Annotated in this window: 18 protein-coding genes; 10 read left to right on the top strand and 8 right to left on the bottom strand. The window is 40.3% G+C overall.

Going from position 1 to position 22,429, the window contains the following annotated elements; genetic code table 11:
- Nucleotides 1-66 precede the first annotated feature (66 nt).
- Nucleotides 67-318, top strand: a complete 252-nt coding sequence (locus tag B0I26_RS09390) for a hypothetical protein (RefSeq protein WP_111645189.1) — start codon at nucleotides 67-69, stop codon at nucleotides 316-318.
- The gene (locus B0I26_RS09385; RefSeq protein ID WP_111645188.1) at nucleotides 311-2,248 is read left to right on the top strand and encodes an insertion element protein; all 1,938 of its coding nucleotides are present in this window, start codon (nucleotides 311-313) and stop codon (nucleotides 2,246-2,248) included. The genes B0I26_RS09390 and B0I26_RS09385 overlap by 8 nt, the downstream gene beginning before the upstream one ends.
- A 580-nt stretch (nucleotides 2,249-2,828) precedes the next feature.
- On the opposite strand, the gene B0I26_RS09375 is transcribed toward B0I26_RS09385, so the two are convergent.
- Nucleotides 2,829-3,734 (bottom strand): fumarylacetoacetate hydrolase family protein, encoded by a 906-nt coding sequence (locus B0I26_RS09375; RefSeq protein WP_111645186.1) that lies wholly within the window; start codon nucleotides 3,732-3,734, stop codon nucleotides 2,829-2,831.
- A gap of 199 nt (nucleotides 3,735-3,933) precedes the next feature.
- Between B0I26_RS09375 and B0I26_RS09370 the strand changes: the two genes are divergently transcribed.
- Complete coding sequence (locus tag B0I26_RS09370) at nucleotides 3,934-4,116, top strand: aspartyl-phosphate phosphatase Spo0E family protein (RefSeq protein WP_111645185.1); 183 nt, start codon at nucleotides 3,934-3,936, stop codon at nucleotides 4,114-4,116.
- An 89-nt stretch (nucleotides 4,117-4,205) separates the two neighbouring features.
- Here B0I26_RS09370 and B0I26_RS09365 read toward each other — a convergent pair whose 3' ends face one another.
- The 3 genes from B0I26_RS09365 to B0I26_RS09355 all read right to left on the bottom strand — a co-directional run bounded on the left by B0I26_RS09365 (nucleotide 4,206) and on the right by B0I26_RS09355 (nucleotide 7,706).
- Nucleotides 4,206-5,402 carry a DUF418 domain-containing protein gene (locus tag B0I26_RS09365; RefSeq protein WP_111645184.1) on the bottom strand — a complete coding sequence of 399 codons (1,197 nt, stop codon included), beginning with the start codon at nucleotides 5,400-5,402 and terminating at the stop codon, nucleotides 4,206-4,208.
- An 88-nt stretch (nucleotides 5,403-5,490) separates the two neighbouring features.
- Nucleotides 5,491-7,083, bottom strand: a complete 1,593-nt coding sequence (locus B0I26_RS09360) for a long-chain-fatty-acid--CoA ligase (protein WP_111645183.1) — start codon at nucleotides 7,081-7,083, stop codon at nucleotides 5,491-5,493.
- Between the two features lie 398 nt (nucleotides 7,084-7,481).
- On the bottom strand, nucleotides 7,482-7,706 hold the full coding sequence (locus tag B0I26_RS09355) for a spore germination protein (protein ID WP_111645182.1): 225 nt from the start codon (nucleotides 7,704-7,706) through the stop codon (nucleotides 7,482-7,484).
- A 123-nt stretch (nucleotides 7,707-7,829) separates the two neighbouring features.
- Between B0I26_RS09355 and B0I26_RS09350 the strand changes: the two genes are divergently transcribed.
- From B0I26_RS09350 to B0I26_RS09320, 7 genes are all read left to right on the top strand, one after another.
- Entirely contained in the window at nucleotides 7,830-8,054 is a 225-nt protein-coding gene (locus B0I26_RS09350) for a spore germination protein (RefSeq protein WP_111645181.1), read from the top strand.
- A 66-nt stretch (nucleotides 8,055-8,120) separates the two neighbouring features.
- On the top strand, nucleotides 8,121-8,342 hold the full coding sequence (locus tag B0I26_RS09345; RefSeq protein WP_111645180.1) for a spore germination protein: 222 nt from the start codon (nucleotides 8,121-8,123) through the stop codon (nucleotides 8,340-8,342).
- Between the two features lie 12 nt (nucleotides 8,343-8,354).
- Nucleotides 8,355-8,576 carry a spore germination protein GerPB gene (locus B0I26_RS09340; RefSeq protein ID WP_111645179.1) on the top strand — a complete coding sequence of 74 codons (222 nt, stop codon included), beginning with the start codon at nucleotides 8,355-8,357 and terminating at the stop codon, nucleotides 8,574-8,576.
- 96 nt (nucleotides 8,577-8,672) lie between these two features.
- Complete coding sequence (gerPC, locus tag B0I26_RS09335; RefSeq protein WP_111645178.1) at nucleotides 8,673-9,272, top strand: spore germination protein GerPC; 600 nt, start codon at nucleotides 8,673-8,675, stop codon at nucleotides 9,270-9,272.
- A 6-nt stretch (nucleotides 9,273-9,278) separates the two neighbouring features.
- Entirely contained in the window at nucleotides 9,279-9,458 is a 180-nt protein-coding gene (locus tag B0I26_RS09330; protein ID WP_111645177.1) for a spore gernimation protein GerPD, read from the top strand.
- A gap of 20 nt (nucleotides 9,459-9,478) precedes the next feature.
- Entirely contained in the window at nucleotides 9,479-9,919 is a 441-nt protein-coding gene (locus B0I26_RS09325; RefSeq protein WP_111645176.1) for a spore germination protein GerPE, read from the top strand.
- Nucleotides 9,907-10,128 (top strand): spore germination protein, encoded by a 222-nt coding sequence (locus B0I26_RS09320; protein WP_111645175.1) that lies wholly within the window; start codon nucleotides 9,907-9,909, stop codon nucleotides 10,126-10,128. The genes B0I26_RS09325 and B0I26_RS09320 overlap by 13 nt, the downstream gene beginning before the upstream one ends.
- Before the next feature lie 277 nt (nucleotides 10,129-10,405).
- Here the strand turns inward: B0I26_RS09320 and B0I26_RS09315 are convergent, their stop codons facing one another.
- From B0I26_RS09315 to addB, 4 genes are all read right to left on the bottom strand, one after another.
- Entirely contained in the window at nucleotides 10,406-13,783 is a 3,378-nt protein-coding gene (locus tag B0I26_RS09315; protein WP_111645174.1) for an AAA family ATPase, read from the bottom strand.
- On the bottom strand, nucleotides 13,780-14,955 hold the full coding sequence (locus tag B0I26_RS09310; protein ID WP_111645173.1) for an exonuclease SbcCD subunit D: 1,176 nt from the start codon (nucleotides 14,953-14,955) through the stop codon (nucleotides 13,780-13,782). Before B0I26_RS09310 ends, B0I26_RS09315 begins: the two co-directional genes overlap by 4 nt.
- Before the next feature lie 68 nt (nucleotides 14,956-15,023).
- A complete protein-coding gene (addA, locus tag B0I26_RS09305) occupies nucleotides 15,024-18,782 on the bottom strand; it encodes a helicase-exonuclease AddAB subunit AddA (protein WP_111645172.1) in 3,759 nt (1,252 codons plus the stop codon).
- A complete protein-coding gene (gene addB / locus B0I26_RS09300; protein WP_111645171.1) occupies nucleotides 18,775-22,278 on the bottom strand; it encodes a helicase-exonuclease AddAB subunit AddB in 3,504 nt (1,167 codons plus the stop codon). The genes addA and addB overlap by 8 nt, the downstream gene beginning before the upstream one ends.
- Between the last annotated feature and the right edge of the window lie 151 nt (nucleotides 22,279-22,429).

Below are 22,429 nucleotides of genomic sequence, written 5' to 3'. Positions count from 1 at the left end.
TGGGGTGTTGAAATAGGTGTTAATTACTATGCTATTTTTACTATATTTAAAAGGAGTGAAGAAAGGATGCAGTTTATAAAGCCTAAAAACAATAACGCTGACAAAGTTGATTGGTTAATCTCTGAACAAGTCCGAGAGATAGTGAAGAATTATGCAGAATACTGTGAGTATAGCGAAAGTGAAGTAGTGGATATGTTCTTAAAAAACCTTCTAAAAGACGAAGGTTTCCTTAAATGGATTGATGGCATTCGACACAATAAAAGAATGTTAAGGAAAATGGGTTTAGAAGAATTTATGGAGGGAGAAAAACTTGGCTAAATTGCAACGATTGGCGACAAAAGAAGACGGTATCGTTGTTATTCATAATCCTGTAAGCGAAGAAGAATTGAAAGACAGAAAGGAACAATATCAGCTCCTATCTGACAAACAATTTGCGTTTCGCTATAACCATATGCTTTTTCACCCAATTGAATTTACTTGGAACGGAATTACACATAAAATCCAATACAATTTCTGCACGAACCCTTTCTGTAAATGGTGTGGGCAAGAACAAGCTGCTTTAAAAGGCAAAAGTAAGCGATATAAACTTAGTGGAACAAAAAGCAAGAAATCACTTGTCTGTAATCCAGATACCATACACCATGACAGAGGTATGACGCTAAACTGTAATTCAATTACTGTTTCAAATTGGTCAGTTGCCGAAGAAATTTCAAGGCTTATTCGTATCAATCAAACACAAGAGATTGAACCCGAATACAATTTTCATAAGGATGGTTGTACTGAAAGACATTTAACACCTTTTGAGACACCTGACAGATTTTATAAACAAGGTAAAACCTTGAACAATTCTCAAAGGTGGCAGTGCAAAGTATGTAAGAAAAAGACAAGTATTCTACCAAACAAACGACAATCCACAACATATCGCCAAAAGAGAAATGACATTCTTCCAATGTTCGCAAAATTGCTTTTAAATAAAATGCCTATCAGTCGCACTTGTGATATTTTAGAAATTGGCATTGGCACTTATTATCAAAAATTAGAATGGCTATATCGCTGTTGTTTAGAGTTTTTAGAGAAGTACGAAACAACATCTTTAGCAAATATGTCATTCAAAGAAATGTGGTTAAATACTGACAAAATGCACTATAACCTAAATAATGTTCGCAAGAAGGGGCAAGGTGGTCAAAAGTATTTTGGCTTAGAAGACAGCCAAGTGCAGACATATGTAGTCGTATCAGCAGATGCACTCTCACGATATGTATTTCGCTCTGATGTCGCTTATGATTGGGAAATGACAGTGGAAGATTTAAAATACGATACGGTTATATATAAAGAAGACCATTTGAATGATTTCAGCAAGAAGAATAATCGTTTGGACTTTTCCTATTACCCACAAGAACCTTCACCGAAAGATACTCAAAAGCCACACGAATATCGAACTGAACTAAATAATTTTAATAAGAGAATGCAGTATGTAGATGGTCTTCACGTCAATCCTACTTATACGACAATTGCTCATTATTGGCTCATTAAACAGCTTGTAAAGGCATCTGAATGGAGAATGATTAGCGATAATGATTCTTCCGTAATTATAGCGTTTTTTAGGGTGTTTTCAAAGGAAGTAAGAACATATGATGCACACCACTTCCTTTGTTTGCTTGACAAGAACAAGAGCAGAAAACAATGCTTAGAAGAGTTTGACGATGCAAAAGCCGACTTATTGGATTGGGGTTTTCATAGAGGGTACGAAACAAAGAACTTACGGAAATTGGCTTATCTTTCATTAAAAGAACTATTTGAAACGCATCATTTTCATAGCGAAATTAAAACACCAAAACAATCCTTTAATGTTTGGGCTAAAAATCCAATTACACACCCATTAGCATCAAGAGATAAAGGATTTCATAGAGTGGATTGCACAACTGATTTATCTTCTCTCGAACCGAAGGACATAGCGAAAATGGTAATCAATGTGAATGATAATGCCACGAATAGTTTTATTCAACAAATTCGTAGAAGTTTATCAATTCTTGAAAGACCTTTAATGACCGCCAGAGGTGATGGCAAAAGTTATATCTACGCCAATTTCAATCCGAGATATGCTCAATATGCCTTAACTATTTTGAGAACTTATTACAACTTTTGTAAGCCCTATAAATCTGCCGATGGTAAAAAACTAACTCCTGCACAACGATTGGGAATAACCGATAAAGTATTTGATTTGAAAGATATAATCTATCAAAGATAAGTTCGTCAATTTGAAGGCGAACTTGTTTTTTAAGGATAATGGAATTTTATGTTAAAATAAATTTATAAGATTGTGAATAATTATAAATCAATAGGGGGGTGAAGAAATGAAGGTGTCACTTTGGTTCTATTTGGGTGCTTTATTTGTTTATTTTTTAAGTTTTATTTCTGGATTTTCAATTGGATTATATGTGTTATTTGGGGCAATTTTACTTTTATTTTTTCGGTTTGGCAATATCTTTCAAACTTCTAAAAAAAGAAAAGAATGTTTTAATATTGATAGGTATTTCCATTATAATCTGTGTCGTTTCTTATATCGTTTGGTATCTTTTATTTCATAATATAGATGACTATTATATCTTTTATCCTTTTACATTTTTCGTGTAAAGGTGATTTAGTTGAAGAACAAAATATACGATTAAAAACGCTTGGATGTTTCTCCAAGCGTTTTTAGGTGCTAAATGGACTGTTAAACCTAATGTTATTCCAACTGTGTTTTTTAATGAAATTTTTAATGTGAATTCAGATTTTCTCCACATTATCTGAACTACTTAGACGTATAAGCCTCCTTTTTTCATCAGCTATTTTTCTATTTCGTTTCGCAGCGTCCCTATTCCTTCAATAGTTACTTCAACGACGTCTCCCGGTTTTAAGAAACGGGGCGGCTTCATTCCTTTTCCGACTCCAGCAGGTGTTCCCGTCGCAATAATATCACCCGGCTCTAGAGTCATTCCTTGAGAAATCGTGGAAATAATTGTTTCAATATTAAAGATGAACTGTTCTGTGTTTGCTTTTTGTCTCGTTTCGCCGTTGACTTTCGTTTCAATCTGTAGGCGGTTCGGATTTGGAATGAGCGATTTATGAACAATCCACGGCCCCATTGGACAAGATGTATCTAAGCTTTTTCCAAGCAAAAATTGTTGATGGCGCTCCTGTAAATCTCGTGCCGTAATATCGTTAATGATGGTATAGCCAAACACATATTCAAACGCTTCTTCTTTTTTGATTCCTTTCCCTTTTTTACCAATCACAACTGCTAATTCCCCTTCATAATCAAGCTCATTTGTCACGTGCTGATGGTTAAGCACGACTGCCTCATGTCCGACAACGGTTGTCGGCGCTTTCGAAAACAGCATAATATGCTCCGGAATATCGGAATCGTTTCCTAATTCAAGCGCATGTTCAACATAGTTTTTACCGACACAAAAAACATTTTTTGCCGGCCGCGGAATCGGCGCTAACAAGCGGATGTTTGAAAGCGGATATATGTATTCATCCGAAAAATAAGTTTCTGTCCATTGCATGATTTGGCTCGCCTTTTCCATAAAAACATCTCCTAGAGCGATACACTCCAGCAGCGAAGAAGGTAGTGTTACTTCCCCGTTCATCGCACGCTCCGCTGCCTGCAGATGAATAACAACATTTCGTTCCGTATCCGCTATCCCAACAAAAGCATTTCCATTTTGTTCGGCTGTGACAAATTTCATCTCTATCCCCCACTATGATCAAATTTTAGTTTTTAATGTATATTCGCTGTCCGCTCCTCAAATCCTACCTCATTTTATGTAGAATTTTGTAACGTTATGACTTATTTTAGCGAACATATTTCCTTTTCTGACGTTATATGTATAATAAGTTATGCATTAGCACAAAACTGATCGAATAAAAAATGTTGGTGAAAAAATCATGTGTCATCCCCTTATTGAAGAAAAAAGACAACAAATGATTGAATTAGCCCTAGTGTACGGTTTTACCGCAAAAGAAACCGTAAAATGCAGTCAAGAGTTAGATGAATTGTTAAATACTCAATTAAGAGAAACTCTCGCCACACAGCAGGATCAAAGTAAAAAAGCACTGCTTTCTCATTAAAAACAAAGCATATTTTTTACAGTATCCAGCAAAAAATGAGGTTGCCCTTTATGAGACAACCTCATTTTTTTGTTTGTCCAACTATTCCTCTATTCAGATGGGGCTGTTCTTTTGAACGGCTGCTTTCGTCCATATGTCAATGTTCGCCATATCCATTCCACCGGACCTATTCTGTAGTACTTCAGCCACAGCTTGCTTAAAACTATTTGCAAACAATAGATGACAATGGTTAAAAGAAGGCCGTAAAATGGGCGGACACGGCCATACCATCCTAAACCATAGTTGTAAAACAATAGTGTACAGAGCACAGACTGAAATAAATAATTGGAAAGAGACATGCGGCCTATAACGGCGAGCGGAGCAAAAATCTTTTTCCAAAAAGTTTTTTGTGAAAAAATCACTACCGACGCAGCATAAAAAACAGCTGTTGCTGAACCGCCAAACGCATCCTGCATATATTCAGTAAAGATGTTATTAGCCGTTAAGTAAGGCAATAGCTTAAAAGAAAAACCAATAATACATGTCATTATCCAGATTTTCTTCAGCTTTGCTGAATGTTTTTCTACATCAACGAACCACCGTTTCTTCGCAAAATAAGCTCCTAATAAAAACAGCGGCAATAGTGAGATGAAAAGAAAAAAAACGCCAGCTAAACTTCCATTTACATACATCCAGTCATTCCAACGCTGCCAAAAAATATCAAACCATGTACCGTCGCGATAATTTTCTAACGCTTGATACGCCAGCTTTTCATCATAAAATGCAGAAGAATCTCCTTCTCCTAAAAGAACAGCGAATCCTAGCAAAACGCTTATCATACTATTCGGCACAATCAATAACAAAAGCGCCCAAACCAGCAAGCCGCGCGGGCTCATCTGATGAAACAACAATAACACAAATCCTAAAAGCGCGTAGGAAATTAAAATATCTCCATGCCAAATTAAGAAGGCATGAATACAACCCAGTCCTAGCAGAACAAGAAGCCTCCTGCAAAAAAGCTTGGGAAAAGAATATCCTTTTGCCAATGCTCTTTCCTGGAAAATAACCATACCAAAGCCAAATAAAAAGGAAAACAACGTATAAAAGCTTGCTTGGGCAAAAATGTCAATGAAAACTTCCGTCCAGTGATCAAGCGGTTCCTTCCACCAGCTTCCCGGCTTTAAATACATGACAGGTGAGTTAAAATCTTGCATATTGACGAAAAAAATACCGAGAATCGCCAGCCCTCGCATCATATCAATCGCTTCGATTCTCTCATTCATAGAAATAGGCGTTAATTTATTCATATATGTACCTCTTTTTTAAAATTTTTTACTTCATTATAACAAAAAACAAAACAAGGTCATCTGTCGATCGACAGATGACCTTGTTTATTTAGTTCACATAACGCCCTTCTTTTCCGATTGATTTCCAATATTCGTTACGCAAGTGTACCTTTTGAATTTTCCCTGAAGCTGTTTTTGGCAGCTCTTCAACAAACGTAACTCCGGTAATTGCTTTGAAATGGGCCAATTTTTCACGGGAAAAGGCTATTAACTCTTGCTCTGTCACTTGATGGCCCGGCCGTGTCACGACAAATGCATGCGGTGTTTCTCCCCACTTTTCGTGCGGTACTGCAATCACAGCTGCTTCCAGCACGGCTGGATGCTCATAAAGAACTCCTTCTACCTCAATGGATGAAATGTTTTCGCCGCCGCTAATAATGATATCCTTCTTGCGGTCAACAATATCAATGTTGCCATACTCATCAATGGTTGCCATATCCCCCGTATAAAGCCAGCCGTTGCGGATCGTTTCCATCGTTGCTTCAGGATTTTTCCAATATCCTTTCATCACACCATTGCTTCTGACAACGACCTCGCCAATTGATTTGCCGTCGTGAGGAACCTCCTCACCAAGGTCATTGACAACTTTTACTTCACATCCAATCATTGCATGGCCCGCTTTCGCTTTCATGCGATATTGCTCTTTCAGCGGCAAATGGCTTAAATGAGAGCGAATTGTTGAAACGAGGCTGAGCGGTGAGGATTCGGTCATGCCGTATACTTGAATGAACTCCCAGCCAAGCTCTTTTTCCACGCGCGTAACAAACGCTGGCGGCGGAGCTGAACCGGCAATGACAACGCGAACATCATGCTCAATGACCGGAACATTTTGCTCATAATATTGTAAAAGTGAATTTAACACGGTTGGAGCCATATGCATAACGCTCACTTTATATTTCTTCACATAATTGAAAATCACTTCTGGAATCGCTTTCCGCAAACAAACATGTGTGGCTCCGTTTGCCGTATAATAGAAAGGTGCTCCCCATCCATTAACATGGAACATCGGTAAAATATGAAGATAAACATCCTTATCGGACACGCGAAGATGATGCATCGTTACTAAAGCGTGCAAATAGTTGTTGCGGTGCGTAAGCATAACTCCTTTTGGATTTCCTGTCGTTCCACTTGTGTAAAGGAGGCTGCACACATCATTTTCATCGATTTCCGGCCGTGCAAACGGTGTTTTCGGATATTGTGCCAGCCATTCATCGTAAGCGATTTCATTTGTTTGCTCATCTTTATAGTGGACGATGATTTTCTCTACCGTTTCAAGCTTGTCCTTAATCGGAACAATTAAGTGATATAACTCTTGATCAACAAATAAAATTTTGCTTTCGCTATGGTTTAAAATAAATACATAATCATCCGGCTTCAATCGAATATTTAACGGTACCATCACGGCTCCCAGCTGAAAAACACCATAAAATCCTTCAAGCATCTCTAATGTATTCGGCGCTAAATACGCAACACGGTCCCCTTTTTTCACTCCTAAATCCTGCAATCCATGTGAAAGTTGGTTGACTCTTTCATTTAACTCTCTGTACGTAATCTCTCTGTCGTCACAAATTACCCCCGTTTTTTCTCCGTATAGTGACACAGCACGATCTAAAAACTGTGTCAACACTAATGGCACATTCATTTCTACATCCCCTCCCGAACTAATATTTCAAAAATTCTAAAATCACAAAATATTATAACATATTATTCGTTTCATATAAAATTATCTATAAAAAATAAAAGGGCTGTCCTATAACAGATGACCTCACGTACTATCAATCAGATTGAAAAATGGACATAAGTAGTAATTCAGGCAAAAGAGCAGTTAAGACGTTTTTATCCCGTTCTAATCGTCCGTAAGACTCCCGCCTCTACAGGTGGGAGTCTTACGGACGCTAGAAGTGCGATAAGTTCAACTAACATCAGTGGGGGATGAAGAAAACCCCCACTGATGAAGTTGCACTTTACATATGTCGTGTCGAAAAATCAATCTGCATTTATATAAGTTGTGAAGTCTGACCCTTTTTGAGACAACCTATTCTAGTTATTCGCTTTATTATTCGAGTCGATGATATCTGGATCAAATGAGTTAGTAACGCTTAAAACGGTATTTGTCATCATAAAATCTCCTGTATTTCCACCGCCGCCTCCTAAATTGGATTTATTGGTGCTTTTTGGGGCAATTTGCAGCACATCTCCGACATTGATTGTCCCGTTTCCACCGACATTTGTCACTTTCACCGCTCCTACAATAACTGCTGGCATGCGCATCATCCTTTTGAAAACTTACTTAACATAATTGTATGTTTCAATTATGAATTGGCGTGGACGTACATCATCCTATTTTTTTGACATACACTAAAAAAAAGAAAGAAAGGATGTATACCTATGCCATCATTTATTGGAGGTCCAATAAAGATTACCAACGTCAGCGGTGATGGAACTGTCAATTTTGGAGACGCTTTGCAAATTGCGCCGAAAGGAACTTTAAAAACTAATAGCGGTGCAGGAGCAGCGAACACAGGAGACTTTTTACAAACAAATACCTTTGTCAGCTTTACTAACACTCTCGATCCTGATGTCGCCGACTCAAACAATACAGCAAACAACTAAAGAAAGGAACATTTCTATGCAGTTGCCCATAGTATAGTCATAAGAACGGGAAAAGGGTGTATACAAATGCCAGCATTTGTGGGAGCAGTAAAAATAAATAGTATCAGTAGCAGCGGTGTGTTTCATATCGGCGATGTTTTTGCCATTTCGCCGCATAGTGTCGCAAAAACGTTTGCTGGTGCTGGCTCTTTTAATACGGGTGACGGATTACAAATTTATAATCAATACAGCAACACAAATACGCATGATGCTGATGTAGCAGATCAGAATATTGTCAGCAACGCGTAAAGGAGTGAAGACATGAACTTTTATATCAATCAAAGTATTTGGATTTATCAACTGAAAATCGGTTCAGTCACCAACTCGTCTGTTTTGCAAATCGGCAGTGCCGGAAAAATTCAATCTCTCTCTACTTTAAGCAATTCAGGTGGGTTTACAGAACCGGCACCTGAAGCAAAGAAACCTGTTGAAAGTTCACCATTTGCTCCAGTAGTTCCTCTTTCCTCACCATCCTCATCATAATTGAAAATCAAACACACATCATCCAAAAAAAGTGCTGATAACCATTCTAGTTAAATACATTGAAATAGAAAGGATTTTGGAGAGGATGATGAACAAATGAACGCTCCTTTTCTTTATGACTATTTGATAAAACTTCAGCATTATTTGTCTTGGCAAACAGAAAAAATGATAAAACTTGAAAAAAAGATCGCCAAACTTGAAAATGAACTAATGAATATCAGGAAACTTCCACAAACAACAATTGAAAAAATTGAGTATAAATTTGATCAACTAAAAGTCGAAACATTGGAAGGCACATTAAATATCGGACTTACTCCAAACGGTGCAGAAACCATTGAAGATTTTGCTGTTAGTCCAGAGAAAGTGATTATTCCGCAACCACAGCCTATCCTGTTTCGAAACATTCAAACGAAAGTAAATGACTACTTAACAAATGAATGCAAAGATATTTTAAAGAACATCGAAGAACGTTATTCTCAACGTTTAGACGATACGTATCGTCAGTTCATTTTACAAGATATAGGGCGGCAGGTGGACGAGCGAATTCGTTTTTACATTCAGCAAAAAATAAACAATGGACAAATGCCGGCTTCTGGTTCTTCCAAGGAGATAGAAGATGAAATTGGTGAAAAAGTAAAACGGGATATCGAACAATCGATTGAATTATTTATTAAGCATTTGCCAAAGGAAGGATGATGAGTGATGAACTTTACAGTTATTAATCGTGATCTTCAAGTAGGAGACGTTCACATTATTGCCGTTACAAGTTCAGCCGTGTTTTTAATCGGTGACGCGGATATGATCAATGTAGCATCTGCCTTTGATACACCTCCTGAAGCATTAATTATCGGTCCGTTAGTTCCTTTAACTCCAAGGGGTTAATGTGAAAGGTTGATGTTTTTATGAGGCGACTATCCATGGTTCAACTTGTTCATAACGAACTAACAAGCTTTAGCGCTGTTTTGCAAATTGGCGACTCTAAAGAAATTACATCCCGTGCAAAAGTTTTAGCTGTCCAGCGCCAACAGGAGCTTTTTTTCGGAAATGAAGGGGAAGGTAATTTTCCTCTATTCACCAATCCAATTCCTCGATTGGCAATGGATACAACTTCATGGCAGATGAATAAATTAAATGAATCTCCAGCTATTTCTGTTCGTACCATTCGCGTGTTAGCGATTTCTTTCTCTTCCGTAGTCCATATCGGCTCCACTTCCACCATTGACACAGAAGCAAGAGTGAAGCACACAAGACAATTAGCTGCAAATAGCGGAGCCAAACCAGCATTGATAGCCCCGCAATCCTCCATTCGTATAATAAAGGATGAATCATCATGCCTTCAGTAGTAGGTCCGATTAAAATTACAAGTGTCGCGAGCGGTGCTGTTGTCAATTTCGGAGATACCCTCTATATCTCCCCAAAAGTGGCAACAAAAACAAATGGCGGTTCAGGGGCTTTTAATACAGGAGATTTTATTATTATCATGAATGGTATTAACTTAACAAACGACTTTGATGCAGATGTGTCTGACAGCAATGTTACAGCCAACAATTAGTCGCTTCTAGTGTTGGCTTTTTTATCCCGTTCTAATCGTCGGTTATCTCCCACCTCTACAGGTGGGAGTCTTACGGACGCTAGAAGTGCGATAAGTTCAACTAACATCAGTGGGGATGAAACCCCCACTGATGTTAGTTGAACTTTATTTTTGGAAGTTTAAATGCTAGGTGTTTGCCCATCCGTTTTACGATAAAAATAGAGGGCGAATCCAAAGAAATGATTCGCCCCTCTTTATAATGAAATGAAACGCCAATATCGTTATCCTCAAAATCTCCCTACATCATCTCCAGTTTCACGCGCGTTCCCCTTCCAGAAGGTTCTGCCGGCTCAACAATTAACCGCTTCGGCAAACGTGCTCTCAATTCCTGCACATGGCTGATGACACCGATGGCAAGCTGATTCGAATGAAGCTTTTCCAAAGCAGAAATCACCGTATCTAAAAGCTCGGCATCCAGCGTTCCAAATCCTTCATCTAAGAAGAAAAATTGCAACGGATATTCACCGCGCAATTGAATTTGCGCAGATAATGCCAAAGCAAGGGATAAAGATGTTAAAAATGTTTCGCCTCCTGACAAAGTGGTGACAGGCCGTCTTACACCGCCGTTTGCATCATCGCGAATAATAAATCCGCCTTGGGAATCGACCTCGATCGCATAACGTTGTCGCGTTAATGAACCTAATCGCTCTGATGCCATTTGCGTAACTTGAATGAGCTGTTCTTCAGCAATAAACTCAACAAAACTATTTCCTTTTAAAACATTTTGTAATTGCGTATATCTAGAAACAAGCAATGATAGCTTTTCCCGCTTCCTTTCTAGTTCGTTAAAGCGCTCATGTTTTTTCAGCAACTCCTCCACTATTTTTTGTGCTGCGCCAACTTGCTGAATCGCTTCATTTACACTTTCTCTCATTTCTTGCCGCAGCGCTTGAATCTGCTCCCATTCTTCTTCTGTCACTGTATGGCCAGCCATCGCTTTAGAGACTCGCTCTAATTCTATTTTCCATTTTTTAACACCACTCCAGTATTGCTCGACTTTTTCTTTTAGATGTTCCTTTTCTTGTCGTGACAAAAAGGCTTGTCTTACTTCCTCTTCACTTTGAAAAGAGGTTTGTCCTAAATTCAACTTCCACTTGCTCTCTGCTTCTTCATATTGACGCCGCCCTTCCTCAAGCGCCTGCCATGCTGCTTTCATTTCACTTTCTAACGTTTGGTATATTTGTTGCGAGTTTTGCCATGCATCGTACGCTTTTTCTTCCTGCTCTTTTAACAACATCATTTCTCTTTCAACATGTGCAAGCAATCGTTCAACTTGTTCATCGCCAAGTTGCCCTTTTATTTTCGCCTCGTACTCACGGAGCAATTCCTGTTTTGTTTCAAGCAATGAAACGAAATGGATTTTCTCTTTCTCTAGCATTTGCTTTTCTTCTCTTAGTTGCTCCCATTCTTTTCTTTTTTCTTCCAAAAATTGAACGCTTCGTTCAATGCGCTGTTGTAACTGTTGTAAAGCATTCTCTTTTTGCCGTATTTGTTCACGAAGCTGTTCCATTGTATCAAAATCAAAATCTTTATATTGTTCATGCCATTTTTCTTTCAATGACTGATAATGTTCCTGACGTTGTTCATATTGCTTTTTTCGTTCTTCGATATCCGCTTGCAGCATGTTTATTTGCTTTTCCAACTCAAGCCGTTCATTTTCAAACCGGCGCAACCGCTGCAACGCTTGTTGCACTTCTTCCTTTATTTGTAAATAGTCTTGCTGTAAAGACTTTATTTCTACTTCAAGCTGCTGAATCGTTTCACTTTCTTCAGTGATTATTTTATTTATGTCTGTTGGTTGTAACTGTAATTCATTAAAAGTATGTTCCATTACCGTTTGCGCAAGCTGTTCAAGCTGAATTTTTAATGTGTACAACAACTGCAATCCGCTTTGTCCCTGCTTGATGAACCGCTCAAGCTGCTTAATGATTTCTTCACTGTCCGTCGTCTCCTCTTCCATATGTTTGTACGGATGAGGATGCTCGAGCGAACCGCAAACAGGGCATGCTTCTCCTTGACGCAGCTGTTGTGCAAGAAGAGAAGCAAGACGTCGCGTTTTTTCCTTTTCTTGTTTCGCACGAGCTTCTTCCAGTTCTTTTTCTTTTTTATAAATCAGCTTTGTCAGCTGTAATTCCCGTTCGCAAACATGATGATAGTTTTTTTCAATTCGCGAAAAGATGCTTTTAATTTTTTCTTTGATGCTTAATGCTTGTGTTTCTTGTCTTGCCTTTACTTCATATGCCTGCTGCAGTGCTTCTTGTTTTCTTAACAGCCCCATTTTGCTTTCTTGCACCGTTTGCTGAATCGACATCAATTGCTGTTTCTCTTCATAAGCGCGATATACTTTTTCCTTTTCTTCAACAGATAGATGATATTGTTGCAGTTCTGACTTTAACATTTTCTGCTTCTCACTGCCGCGTTGATAGAGCTGTTCTACTTCATTAAATTTTTCGTTTTTTTCTTTCTCTCTTTGCTCGATCAACTTTAGCTGCTGCTGAAAAGATGCCACTTGTGCTTCAAGCTTTTTCATTTCTGCAAACATCTGCTTCACTTGCTCTAACTGTTCTTTTTTTGTTAACAGCTGCGGTTCTTTTTCTGCTTTCTCTCGGCGCACCAGCTCGTAATGTTGCAACGATTGATTATAACGTTCTTTTGCTTCCGCTGCACGCCGCTGTAAGTTTGCCAATTTTATCTGCCACGCAGCAACTGCATTTCTCGCCGCTTCGTATTGTTCAAGATATGGACGCAGCCGCTCTGCCTGCTCTCCCTGCTCCTTCTTCACCTCTAATAAGCGGATTGCTCCTTCTTCTTGTTGTAATTTTCCCAGTTTCGCTTCGATGTCTTCCTTTTCCTTTTGCCAAATCCATAATTGCTTTTTCTTTTCGTATTCTTCTTCTGTTTGTTTCAATTCCGCTTGCCGCTTTTGTAAAAGAGTTTCACAATCACGCAATTCCTTTTCAGCCCGTTCAATCGCTTCTTTAGAAGCATCTCCCAGACCGCTTTGTTCTGCCATAATTTCGTTTAATTGCGACGATGCTTCCCCCAGTCGCTGTTTTAATTTTTTGTTCAGCTTGTCGCCATACTGTTCAAGATGAAAAAGCCGCTGCAGCATTTGCCGCCGCTCGACTCCTTTTAACGACAAAAATTCGGCAAACTTTCCTTGCGGCAACACAACGGCACGCGTGAAATCTTTCATTTCCAATCCAAGCAACTGTTCAATTTGTTTATTGACTTCATTCGTTTTATCTGCAAGAACGATCGATTCTTTATCGATTTCGATTAAACGGCTGGACGTGCTCTTAATCCGCCATTCATCGCTCCGTTTAAAACTGCGTTCAACCGTATACCGCTTCTTTCCTTGTGCATTCTCCAACTCAAATGTAAACGATACGAATAATTGATTTTCCGCATGATTGATAATGCCATGAGTGTTATTGGATGCACGTTCTACACTTCCAAAAAGGGCTAATGTCATTGCATCTAAAATAGACGACTTCCCGCTTCCGGTTGGTCCAAAAATTCCGAACACACCGCCTTCACATAACTTTTGGAAGTCAATGACCTGCTTTTCCCGAAAGCTATGTAATCCTGCCACAGTTAAGCTAATCGGCTTCATGCATCCTCCGCCTCCTCATCCCCCGCAATTAACTCAAGAAATAGTTGAACAAGCTCCGGTTCTGGTTGGGCGCCTCCTGTCTGTTTCTCATAAAAGCGTTTAAACATTTCTTCAATCGGAACATGTTCTCGTTTCCATTGTGCCGCACGTTTTTCCTGCTCCGGGAATACAGGGCGAATCTGAATGAACCCTGGATGAAGCTTGCGCAGCCGCTGAATCTCCTCCATCGACAATGCGGAATTCACATAAATTTCAAGATCAATCCAGGCATTCTTATCTCTTCCTTCATCGATCCATGTATACACTTGAGCAATTCCTTCCGTTGCTTTCCATTTTACTAGGGGCTTCCCGCTGGAAAGCGGAATTTCCGATATAAGCGCTTCTGTGCCCGGCTTTACATCGACAATTGTTACCGATTTTGCATATCCCGCTTCAGAAAAACTGTAAGCAAGAGGCGAACCGGAATAACGGGCAAGAGTATGGGCCCGTTTTACATTTTGCGGTCGATGCAAATGCCCTAGTGCGACATATTGCGCTGCTTTCGGCAAACTTGTTGCCGCAACCGTGTAAGCCCCTCCTACTTCAATCGGCCGTTCCGAATCGGAAGTGCTTCCACCGGCCACATAAATATGGCTCATCGCAATATTCACGGTATCTGGCAAAAACATCGTGCTCATTGTTTCAAAAAGCCCGCGAATTCGCTCATCATATTTATCACGTAAAAGCAATTCTTCATTGCTCTCTGATAATAGCTCCGCTAAGCGGGACTCTGACGGATATGGCAAAGCTGCTAACATAAGCGTTTCATTGCATGTTGGCACATCGATTCGCTGTACGGCTGCAGTCGGCAATCCGAGAAGAATGATTCCATAATCTTGAACGAGGCTTCTAGCAGCAGAAATTCGCTCTGGATGATCATGATTGCCGGCAATAACAACAACAGGTCTCTTTCCTTTATCGGAAAGCCGCGCCAAACTTTCATAAAACAACTGTTCCGCCGACGCTGGCGGGTTGACTGAATCAAACGCATCTCCTGCCATTAGCACAACATCGACTTCTTCCTTTTCAACAATCTCCACTAATTCATCAATAAACTGTTCTTGCTCTGGCAGCCGGTTTCTTCCTTCAAGCGTTCTCCCTAAATGCCAATCCGCCGTATGCAATATACGCAAGCCACTCGACTCCTTTCTAGTTTATGAATTTACTAGAATTAAATGTAAAGGCGTGAAAAAACACGCCTTTACATGGACAGTAAATAAGAACCGTCAAATAAATAAAGATAACATTCTTTCACTTCTTTTTTCCAAATTTGCTCGATCGCCCGGCGATATAAATCCACTTGCGTGCGGTAACGTTTTTCCAATACGGCTTTTGCTTGGTCTAATCCGCCTGGAAAACGGTTTGTAATGGCATCCGTTTTAAAGTCAATCAACACAAGACCAGCTTCATCTTCAAACATACAGTCGACAACACCTTGGATGAGAACATTTTCTCGTTCCGATTTTCCTTCAAGACGATATACTTCACTCGCTGCTAACGATAAGCTGAACGGAATTTCGCGATAAATATATTTCGCTTTTAAAAGGCGTTTGCCGATATCGGTGGCAAAGAAAGCAACAACACTGAGAACGTCGACCGACTCTGCCTGCTCGTAAGTAAGCAGCTCCTCATTAACCATTTTTGCTATTTGCTCACGAACCGTTTCCTCTGTAATCGGCTTTGTTAGCTCTACATGCTGCATCACCATATGCATCGCGGTTCCCTTTTCCGCCGCCGTTAATTTCTTTTCTTGCATAAATAACGGCCGTTTCGCAATCGGAGAAGAGAACGGTCGAAGCAACGCATCATCCGCATTTTCGCCAAAAATTTCCCGTTGTCGTTTTAATTCGGAAACGCTCTGCTTCGCTCGCAACATCGTCAGTAATTGATCGTTATACTCCCATGTCAAATAGTAATAAATTTTTTCTTTGTATTCGCTTGGCTGAGAAATTGGATGCATTTTTTCAAGCGATTTGATGATTTGGTCATTTTGCTGCTGTGTTGTTTCATCCGTTTGCTGCAATGTTTTCGCTTCTATCATTTCTATATGCCATTTCGAAGGGTGATTCGCAATTTCTTCTAAACTTGTAACCACACTTTCTCCGTGCAGCTTTGAGCTATCTCGATGGCGAATTAAAGCAGGGCCGATCCAATCTAAGTAACAATTTGCCGAAGCGCGAACTGCATCAGGAAGCAGCCAGTCAGTATGCGTCAAGTAGTTTTTCCAATTTTCCATTTCCTTTCCTGCGTCTTTTACCGTACCAATTAAATATAACTTTTCTTTTGCCCGTGTTAGCGCTACATAAAGAACGCGCATTTCTTCAGCGAGTAAATCAAAACGCAGCTTTCGTTTCATTGCTAACTGTGGAAGCGTCGGATAGCTAATCCGCAATTTTGCATCAACAAATCGCGTCGCAAAGCCTAGTTCTTTATCCAGCAAATAACTTCGATTAATATCTTTCAAATTGAACCTGCGTGCCAGACCGGCAACAAATACAACAGGAAACTCAAGACCTTTACTGCTATGAATCGTCATAAGGCGGACAACGTCCTCTTGCTCGCCTAAAGCGCGGGCGGCACCTAAATCGTCACCGCGGTTTTGCATCCGTTCAATGAAGCGCAAAAACCGGAATAAACCGCGGAAAGAGGTCGCTTCATATTGTCGGGCCCGGTCATATAATGCACGCAAATTGGCTTGCCGCTGCTTTCCGCCCGGCATTCCGCCGACAAAATCATAAAAATGCGTTTCCCTGTACAGCTGCCAAATTAAATCAGCTAAAGAACCTTGCCGCGCTTTTGTCCGCCACTGTTGCAGCTCGTCATAAAATTGGCGCAATCGATGCTGCAGATTTTGTTCTTTTGGATCCGCTGTCACTTTATTTAAAAAGGAAATGAGCGCTTCATAATATGTTCCTTTTCGATTGTGAATGCGAATCATCGCCAGTTCATTTTCATCTAAGCCAACAATCGGCGAGCGCAGCACAGCAGCGAGCGGAATATCTTGATACGGGTTGTCAATAATTTTTAAAAGCGACAACATAATCGATACTTCTGTTGCCTCAAAATATCCCGATGACAAATCGGCATAGACGGGAATGCCCTGCTGACGAAATTCCTCAATAATTTGCGGTGCCCATGGCATGGAACGCAATAAAATCACAATATCGCGGTACATCACCCGGCGGCTGCGCTTCAACTTGCGGTCATAAACCTCAAACGGCTCAGAGATTAATTGTTTAATTTTCTGTGCCATTAACCGAGCCTCAAGCTGTACGGTTTCCAATTCGATTAAATCGAAATTGGACTCATCTATTTCCGCTTGAATTTCCTTCTCTGTATCGGCACGATTAATCATTAAAAACTCGACTGCAGCATTTTTGTTTTCCGGATAATCATTAGCCCCAAATTTTAATTCAGCATCTTCGTCATAAGCGATTTCTCCGACTGTTTCCCCCATGATTTGTTTAAAAATAAAGTTTGTTCCGTCAAGCACTTCCGTACGGCTGCGGAAATTGCGCGATAAATCGATTTTTAATCCCGTTTGCCTGCCATCAGGCGTAAACCGTTTATATTTGCTTAAAAATAAGAACGGTTCGGCAAGTCGGAAACGGTAGATGGATTGCTTTACATCCCCTACCATGAACAAATTTCCTGTCTGTTCATGCTCTTTTGTAACAAGCTGTAGAATCGATTCTTGCACCATATTCACATCTTGATACTCGTCGACAAGCACCTCGACAAATTGGGCGCGGTAATCAAGAGCAGCATCGGAAGGAATCAGCTTGTCTGACGTCGAATCAGGATGGCGCAAAATTTGTAAGCAATAATGCTCCAAATCAGAAAAGTCGACTAATCCTTTTTCAAGCTTTGCCTGACGGAAACGTTCCGCAAACTCTTTGACAAGCTGAACAATAACCTCAACAATCGGCTTCATTTCCTTCATGTGGCGCAGCCAAGTTTGCGGCCGGAACGAAAATAATTCGTCGCGTATCCCCTCGAGCTTTTTCTTCGCTGTCTCCCGCAAAGAACTCGCTTTATCAAGCAATTCTTTTTTATATTCATCGCCGCGGCACGTTTTTGCTCTTGAAAAAGAAAATGCATGCATTTGTTCATACAGCTCTTGCCATGAACGCTTTTTTGCCTCTATTAATCTTTCGACAATCTGTAAATCATCAAGAAAGTTTTCCGCACGCGGCAAAGGGCCGCCGGGAAGATAAGCAATTTCCAATGCTTTTGTTAACAAATCTTTAACCGCCTGAAACTCCATGTCCAAATAACGGCTAAGATAAGCGGTATAAGGCAATTGTTCAACAGCTGTATCTTCACTGATGTCATACATGTTTACTAATTGATCCAGCCAAGCCGACGGATAAGGATGCGAGCGGGAAAACTCATAAAGTTCAAGAATTAACTGTTGTAAATCTTCATCGGTCCGATCAGATGTGTAACGATCAACAACGTTAAAAAATGCTTCATTTCCCTCTTTCCCGTACTGTTCCTCAAACAATTCCTCCATTACTTCTTCTTTCAGCAAAGCCGCCTCTGTTTCATCAGCAATGCGAAACACGGGATCGATATCAATTAAATAATAATACTTTCGTATAACATCTAGACAAAAAGAGTGAATCGTTGAAATGGAGGCGCGGTTTAATAAGCTTAACTGCCGCCGTAAATGAAGTGAACTTGGATGCTTTTCAATCTCCTTTTCAATCGCTTCGCCGATGCGCGTTTTCATTTCCGCTGCGGAAGCGTTCGTAAATGTCACAACAAGCAAGCGATCGACATCTACGGGATCGTCTTTGGCAACAATTTTTTCAATAATGCGCTCGACTAATACAGCTGTCTTTCCCGAACCGGCAGCAGCAGCGACAAGAATATCCTGCCCATCGGCAACAATCGCCTTCCATTGTTCATCCGTCCAATGACTTCCTGGTGGTTTTGGTCGAAGCAAATCACTCATTCTCCTTACCCCCTTCCGCGATTTTAGCAATGATGTCATTTTTGGATTGCGGAATTAGCAAACGATATCCGTTCTCTTCAAAAGCATCGTCAAATTGACATACCGGCTTAAACTCACAAAATTGACATGGTGTTTTGTCATTCAGCTTATAAGGAGATATATCGACAATGCCGTTTACAATGTCGAGACCGATTGACTTGAATAAATGGCGGACGTGCAAGCGCAAGCGGTGAAAATCGTCTTCGCTGACAATCGATGATTTCGCATGAAACCCGCCCTTTTTTGTAATTTGAGCAGGAACAATTAACGACCATTTTCCTTCTTCCATCGTCTTGTCCATCAGCCGTACCGCCTCTTCGTCTTCTAACAAGAGACCGCGCATTTTAAATTGCTCAAAAAGTTTTTTCTCGACTTCGCTTTCATTTAACAACAGTTTGTCACTTTTAATCATTGGATTATGAATATGAAAATATAAAATTCCCGCCGGAGAGGCAGCACTGCCAATCAATTGTTCAGCATACGTAATGACAATGTCTAAATACGTTAACATTTGCAAAGCAATTCCGTAATAAACTTCCGTTAAATTTAACGCTTTTGTACTTGATTTATAATCAATGACACGCAAAAGCATCCCTTTGGAGCTTTCTGCTTTATCCACTCTGTCAATTCTTCCGACTAATTCCATTACTGTACCGTCACCAAGCTGGAACTTAACAGGCGGCAGCACCCCATTAGGGCCGAATTCCAGTTCAAGGCCGACCGGGGCAAAACCGCTCGCTTTCGCATGTTCGCTTAACATGACAGCCGTGCGTGAAATAATATTTTGCAGCTTTCTCTTCATGTAATGATAGCGGTTTGAGCTTAATAAAATTTCTTGCTGAATTTTTGGCGCAAGTTGCTCGACTGCTTCAAAAGACAGCTGTTCACACTGCTGTTTGGATAACTGGCTCCATTCAAGCTTCGTATCATTGATGCGATCAGAAATATACTTTAAAGCGGAGTGGAACAACTGGCCGATATCGGGCGCTTCCAAACGGAACATTTTTCTTTCTTTGAGACGCAATCCATGCGCGGCAAAATGAGAAAACGGACAAGCTTTAAACTGCTCCATCCGCGATACGCTCGCTTGTATTTTCTTTCCATAAAGTTGTTTGCTTATATCTTTTTTTAATGGTTTCGCTACGTTTTGATAGAACAAACTCGATAAAATTTTTCCACCTATCTTTTTCCATTCTGCATCTTCCGCATAATAATTGTATACATCCCACCATAAATCATGGATTGGATAATTTCGTTTCCATGCTTGCAGCTGTGTCACAAGATAAGCGATCGTTGCCTTTGGATTTGTCACAAATGATAACTGTTCCTCTTCATTTGCCTCAACTGGTTCGCTGCCCCACTGTTTTTGCTGAACAGCTGGAAATAAATCGGTTAAGCGCTTGATCAAAATCGAAGGAGCTAACGATTTTCCTTCCTCATTCGCCAAAGGATACGTCATATATAACCGCTCGCTCGGGCTTGTTAACGCCAAATAAATGGCAAACGGTTCATTTAACAATTGTTCCCGGCTTCCCGGTGCCACTTTTAAATCGAATTGCTGCAAAACTTCCCGTTCATTCTCTGTTAAAATTCCATCTTCTGCCGGCTTGGCAGGGATGATTCCTTCATTAACCCCAACAACAAAGGCACATTTTATGCCGAATAAACGGGAACGGTCAAACGGAGCAATTAATACTTGGTCAATCGCTGGCGGAACATGAGAAAACTTCAGGCTGTCTAATCCGGTTTCGATAATTTTTATAAATGGTTTAAGCGGTAAATGTTCATCTCCTAAAATTTCTACATACTGATCCAGCAAATCAATAATCGCATTCCATACTTGATCATGCTGTCTCGCTTCTATAAGCCTGCCCTCCGCTTCCGCCTCGCTGCGCAGTTGTTCTAATTTCTTTGGAATCTCTAACTCTTCTAAATATAAATAGATTGCCTCGCACATCGCTCGGCCGTTTTCAGCTTTTTGCAGGCGTTTTTGTAACTTAAAAAGCGGCTTCACAATCATTTCACGCCAGCTGTTCAGCTTCTCTTCATATTCTTTCTCTTCATTTGTTTGCGCAACCGAAATTCCATCTAACGCCTGGTAACGGCGATACGTCCAACGATCATTACTTGTCCATTTTATTCCTTGAATTCCGTAAGCAAGCACATAATTTTCGAGCTGGTCCATCGCTTCGCGCAACTTCATGACATCCGCATCAACCGGGAAAAGCAAATCGGTTTTAACAGCACGAAATACCGCTTCGTAGCGCCAATTGGAAACAATGACTTCAAGGCTTGAACGAAGCAATTCCACAAGCGGGTGATGAAGCATCGGCTCTTTCTGATCCATAAAATAGGCAATACGGTAATCAGCAAAAACCGTTGCAAACAAATCACGATAATCATTTGTATTGCGGACTAAAATAGCAATATCGCGATATCGGTATCCTTCATCGCGCACAAGGCGAATAATTTCACGGGCAATCCCTTCTACTTCAGCGCGGCGATTAGCTGCTTGGTAAATACGGATTGCCTTTGTTTTTTCAGCAAACGGCACAACAGGTCTGGAATCGTAATGTTTTTCTAAATGAATCAATGCTTTTTCTTTATGTCGGACATTCTGTTCGAAAAGCTCGATTCCTTCTATCGGCACATTATTGAGCAGTGCCATTTCACGAATATCATGATACGTCTGGCCTGTCATTTTAAATAAATGCAGTTCGTCTGGAAGTGTTTCATTATAAGGAGCATCGACTGTTAATGCTACCGTTATTCTTCGGCAATGGAGCATTAACTGTTCAAGCACCATATATTCTTGTGGCGTAAAACGATGAAACCCGTCAACGTAAATCTCCGCTTCGGCAAGATAACGCGAGCGAGGGATTTTTTCGGCAAGCAAGCGCAGATAGTCTTCCGATTCAATATATTTGCTCATTAATTGCTTTTCCAGTTCGCTATAAATCAGCTGTAAATCGCTTAGTTTATCGGCCAGCACTTTCGCTTTTGCATTCGTATCGCGCAATTCTGCTTGTTTTTCGAGAAGCTGTTCCGGTGTTAAACAATATCGTTTACATTCAACAATCATTTCTTCCAACTGTTCGAGAAACCCGATTTTATCAGCGGCTCGTCCAAATAATTTTAGTTCATGCTTATGATGTTCAATAATTTTGCGCAAAAGCATACGCACACCAACATCGCTGAGATGATATCGGCTCATACCGCCTGTTTCTTGAAGAACCCGCCAAGCTAAACGGGTAAAACTAAATACTTGAGCGCGAATCATTCCGCCGAGCCCCGGTGTATTAATAAGCGCATACTCTGACTGAAACGTCATTTGCTCAGGAACAAGATAGATAATCGGCTCGCCGTTTGGCTTTTCTTCCAGCTGTTTGCGAATCTCATTTAAACATGTTGTCGTCTTTCCGCTCCCTGACCTTCCTAAAATAAATCGAAGCGACATCGATATCACCTACATTCAAAGTCTTATGTACTATAAAAACATATCAAAAGCATCACAATTTCCAAAGTACAAATATTTTCCTTTATTATAGCACATATGTTCGTAAATAAAAAGAAAAGCCTATTTAAGCTTTACTTATAAAAAAGAACTG

The organism is Paranoxybacillus vitaminiphilus, assembly GCF_003259935.1.
Taxonomy (GTDB): domain Bacteria; phylum Bacillota; class Bacilli; order Bacillales; family Anoxybacillaceae; genus Paranoxybacillus; species Paranoxybacillus vitaminiphilus.
The sequence above is the reverse complement of the archived record's forward strand: the minus strand, read 5'-3'. Positions and strand labels throughout refer to the sequence as shown.

Excerpts from the sequence above, each read along its gene's own strand:
- addB (WP_111645171.1), bottom strand. The coding sequence starts at position 22,278 with ATGTCGCTTCGATTTATTTTAGGAAGGTCAGGGAGCGGAAAGACGACA.
- B0I26_RS09375 (WP_111645186.1), bottom strand. The coding sequence starts at position 3,734 with ATGAAATTTGTCACAGCCGAACAAAATGGAAATGCTTTTGTTGGGATA.
- B0I26_RS09355 (WP_111645182.1), bottom strand. The coding sequence starts at position 7,706 with ATGCCAGCAGTTATTGTAGGAGCGGTGAAAGTGACAAATGTCGGTGGA.
- B0I26_RS09340 (WP_111645179.1), top strand. The coding sequence starts at position 8,355 with ATGAACTTTTATATCAATCAAAGTATTTGGATTTATCAACTGAAAATC.
- B0I26_RS09320 (WP_111645175.1), top strand. The coding sequence starts at position 9,907 with ATGCCTTCAGTAGTAGGTCCGATTAAAATTACAAGTGTCGCGAGCGGT.
- B0I26_RS09315 (WP_111645174.1), bottom strand. The coding sequence starts at position 13,783 with ATGAAGCCGATTAGCTTAACTGTGGCAGGATTACATAGCTTTCGGGAA.
- B0I26_RS09350 (WP_111645181.1), top strand. The coding sequence starts at position 7,830 with ATGCCATCATTTATTGGAGGTCCAATAAAGATTACCAACGTCAGCGGT.
- B0I26_RS09360 (WP_111645183.1), bottom strand. The coding sequence starts at position 7,083 with ATGAATGTGCCATTAGTGTTGACACAGTTTTTAGATCGTGCTGTGTCA.
- gerPC (WP_111645178.1), top strand. The coding sequence starts at position 8,673 with ATGAACGCTCCTTTTCTTTATGACTATTTGATAAAACTTCAGCATTAT.
- B0I26_RS09325 (WP_111645176.1), top strand. The coding sequence starts at position 9,479 with ATGAGGCGACTATCCATGGTTCAACTTGTTCATAACGAACTAACAAGC.
- B0I26_RS09390 (WP_111645189.1), top strand. The coding sequence starts at position 67 with ATGCAGTTTATAAAGCCTAAAAACAATAACGCTGACAAAGTTGATTGG.
- B0I26_RS09370 (WP_111645185.1), top strand. The coding sequence starts at position 3,934 with ATGTGTCATCCCCTTATTGAAGAAAAAAGACAACAAATGATTGAATTA.
- addA (WP_111645172.1), bottom strand. The coding sequence starts at position 18,782 with ATGAGTGATTTGCTTCGACCAAAACCACCAGGAAGTCATTGGACGGAT.
- B0I26_RS09345 (WP_111645180.1), top strand. The coding sequence starts at position 8,121 with ATGCCAGCATTTGTGGGAGCAGTAAAAATAAATAGTATCAGTAGCAGC.
- B0I26_RS09330 (WP_111645177.1), top strand. The coding sequence starts at position 9,279 with ATGAACTTTACAGTTATTAATCGTGATCTTCAAGTAGGAGACGTTCAC.
- B0I26_RS09365 (WP_111645184.1), bottom strand. The coding sequence starts at position 5,402 with ATGAATAAATTAACGCCTATTTCTATGAATGAGAGAATCGAAGCGATT.